Origin of the sequence: Brachybacterium sp. NPDC056505, from assembly GCF_042794925.1 — a bacterium.
Classification (GTDB): Bacteria; Actinomycetota; Actinomycetes; order Actinomycetales; family Dermabacteraceae; genus Brachybacterium; species Brachybacterium kimchii.
This window is the reverse complement of record NZ_JBHTSV010000066.1, coordinates 1-3022: the sequence shown is the minus strand read 5'-3', so window position 1 is coordinate 3022 and position 3022 is coordinate 1. Positions and strand designations below refer to the sequence as shown.

General features: G+C 73.9%; 3 protein-coding genes. 2 read left to right on the top strand and 1 reads right to left on the bottom strand.

Going from position 1 to position 3022, the window contains the following annotated elements; translation table 11 throughout:
* Positions 1 to 161 precede the first annotated feature (161 nt).
* Positions 162 to 443 carry an acylphosphatase gene (locus tag ACFQ53_RS17650; RefSeq protein WP_377862277.1) on the top strand — a complete coding sequence of 94 codons (282 nt, stop codon included), beginning with the start codon at positions 162 to 164 and terminating at the stop codon, positions 441 to 443.
* 53 nt (positions 444 to 496) lie between these two features.
* On the opposite strand, the gene ACFQ53_RS17645 is transcribed toward ACFQ53_RS17650, so the two are convergent.
* Entirely contained in the window at positions 497 to 1657 is a 1161-nt protein-coding gene (locus ACFQ53_RS17645) for an MFS transporter (protein ID WP_377862275.1), read from the bottom strand.
* A 156-nt stretch (positions 1658 to 1813) separates the two neighbouring features.
* Here ACFQ53_RS17645 and ACFQ53_RS17640 point away from each other — a divergent pair, with 156 nt between their 5' ends.
* Positions 1814 to 2788, top strand: a complete 975-nt coding sequence (locus ACFQ53_RS17640) for a DUF808 domain-containing protein (protein ID WP_377862273.1) — start codon at positions 1814 to 1816, stop codon at positions 2786 to 2788.
* The last annotated feature ends 234 nt before the right edge of the window (positions 2789 to 3022 follow it).

Sequence of the window (3022 nt, the reverse complement as noted above, 5' to 3'; positions counted from 1 at the left end):
CGGTCGCGCAGGCCGCGGATGCCCGCCCTCCGCCGTGCGCGGCCGTCGTCGGCGAGGTGCCGGGAACTCACGGGCCGGACCCCGGGCTCTCGAGTCCGGAGTCTGGAGCACGGACGGGAGAGAGGGCAGAATCGGTGGCAGCAGCCGAGGCAGGAGGAGACATGTCCACGTCGAGCATCCGCAGGATCGTCCGCGTCAGCGGCAGCGTGCAGGGCGTCGGGTTCCGCTGGGCCGCCGCCGACCACGCCGAGGCGCTCGGCGTGAGCGGCACCGTGCGCAACCTGCTGGACGGCACGGTGGAGGCCGACGTCGAGGGCCCCGAGGACGCTGTCCACCAGATGCTCGACTGGCTCGAGCAGGGGCCGACGAGCGCTCGGGTGAGCGGGACCGAGGTGCGCGAGGAGCGGCCGCGCGGGACGTCGGGCTTCCGCATCGCGGGCTGAGCGGGACCGCGCGGGGCGAGCACCGCCGCGCGGAGAGCCGCCGCGCGGCGCGATCACACGTGCGTCGGGGTCGTGCGCAGGTAGCGGGCGACGACCACGAGGGCGACGGCGAGGAGCACCACGGAGGCGATCATCAGCGCCTCCTGGCCGGCGAGATCGAGGATCCGCCCGCCGATGAGCGCGCCGAGCGCGATCGAGACGTTGAAGACGGCGCTGTTGAGCGCCGTGCCCTCCTCCACGACCTCCCGCCCCTCCGAGCTCACGAATGCCTGGACGGTCACCGAGGCCGCGCCCGCGAACAGGCCCCAGAGCGGCATCACGACGAACGCCGAGGCCAGGGACCTCACGACCAGCAGGAGCACCAGGATCGCGAGGGCGAGCCCCGCGGCGATCACCAGGACCCCGAGGGGCGCGCTGCGCCGCAGGACCGCCCCGACCGCGAAGTTCCCGATCATCCCGGCGACGCCGAACAGCAGCAGCATCCCGCCGATGCTCGTGAGGGGCACACCGGCCCGGGAGTGCAGGAGCGGGCTCACATAGCTGTAGGTGATGAACTGCGCCGTGATCATGAGCGCGGTGAGCACCAGGGCATGGCGCACCCCGCGGTGGGCCGCCGCGCGACCCATCATCCGCATCGAGACGGGGGTGCTCGTGCGCACCGGCGCGACCACGGCGGCGATGAGGACCGCCACGAGCAGCGCCGCGCAGCCGACGACCGCGAAGGCCGTGCGCCATCCGAGGTGCGTGCCGATCCACGAGGCCACCGGCACGCCGAGCACGAGTGCCGCACCGGCGCCGCTGAAAGCGATGGTCAGGGCTCGCGGGGCGCGGTGGGGAGGCATCTGGGCGACGGCGACGATCGCGAGGACCGCCCAGTACAGGCCGATCGAGACGCCCGCGAAGAGGCGTGCGAGCAGCAGCACCGGGAACGTGGGGGCGATGACGCTCAGCACGCAGGAGACGACCACGCTGGCCAGGGCGAGCACGAGGACGAGCCGGCGGTCGAGCGATCCCGCGATCACCGGCGTGAAGATCGCCACGACGCCCGCGAGGACGCCGGGCACCGTCACCGCGAGACCCGCGACGCCCTCGCTCACGCCGAGGTCGGGCGCCATCACGCTGAGCACGCCGATGGGGAGCTCCTCGATCGTGATGAGGATGAAGATGCCCACTGCGAGCGCGATCGTCGCGGCCCACTGGCGTGCCGACGTCATCGGCCCCTCCTTCTCACGTCGCTGACCTGCGCCTCGGACGTCACGGCGCAGACCTCACCAGCCTACGGCCGTCGCGACGGCGCGCGATGACACGGCCGACGCCCCGTGGTGCCGGTAGTGTGAGCGCGCTACTGCCCATGAGCGAGAGGGACACCCATGGCCGGCGGACTCGCAGCACTCCTGGACGACGTCGCGGCGATGGCGAAGATGGCGGCCGCGAGCGCGGACGACGTCGCCGCGGCCTCCGCGCGCACGAGCGCCAAGGCCGTGGGGGTCGTCGTGGACGACGCCGCCGTCACCCCGCAGTACGTGCGCGGGCTGGAGCCCAGGCGCGAGCTGCCGATCGTCTGGCGCATCGCCCGCGGCTCCCTGGTCAACAAGCTGCTGATCATCCTGCCGATCGCCCTGCTGCTCTCCTGGCTCGCGCCCTGGGCGCTCACGCCGATCCTCATGCTCGGCGGCACGTTCCTGTGCTTCGAGGGCGCCGAGAAGATCTGGGAGCTCGTCCACCCGCACGGGCACGGCGGTGAGAGCGCACACGGGAGCGGGTCCGACGATGCTCCCTCCTCCGAGCAGGGCGCCGACGCGGAGGACAAGGTCGTCAAGGGCGCCGTGCGCACGGATCTCATCCTCTCGGCCGAGATCATGGTGATCTCCCTGAACACCGTCGCCGACCAGCCGTTCCTGATGCGCACCGCGGTGCTGATCGTCGTCGGCGTCGCCCTGACCGCCCTGGTCTACGGGGCCGTGGGCCTGCTCGTGAAGATGGATGATGCGGGCCTGGCGATGGCACGGCGCGACTCCCCCGCCTCGCAGCGCATCGGGCAGGGCCTGGTCACGGCGATGCCGCACGTGATGACGGTGATCAGCTACGTGGGGATGGCCGCGATGCTCTGGGTGGGCGGGCACATCCTGCTCGAGGGCACGCACGAGCTCGGGGCCGCGGTCCCCTACGCTTGGGTGCACCGCCTCGAGGAGCTCCTCGCGCAGGTGCCGGGCATCGGCGGCGCGGTCGGCTGGCTCGGCGCGACCCTGTGCTCGATGGTCCTCGGCCTGGTCGTCGGCGCCGTGGTGCTGCTCGTCGTCCAGGTCGTCGCCCGCCTGCGCGGGACGCGCGGGCGGGCGGCCTGAGATCCGACAGGCGTGAGGACCCAGGCGTGAGGACCCCGGCCCGAGGGCACGGGCACGTGAACGCGAGCGGCCCGTGGACCCCTGGGGGGGCCGGGGGGCGGGGGGGGCCGCCCGCCGGCGGCGCGGCGGGGGGGGGGGGGGTGCCCCCCCCCCCCCCGCGCGCGCCGCGGGCGCGGCCCCAGGCCAGGACGGCGCCGAGGTTGTCGCTGGGATGGCAGGTCTCCCCCGGTGCGA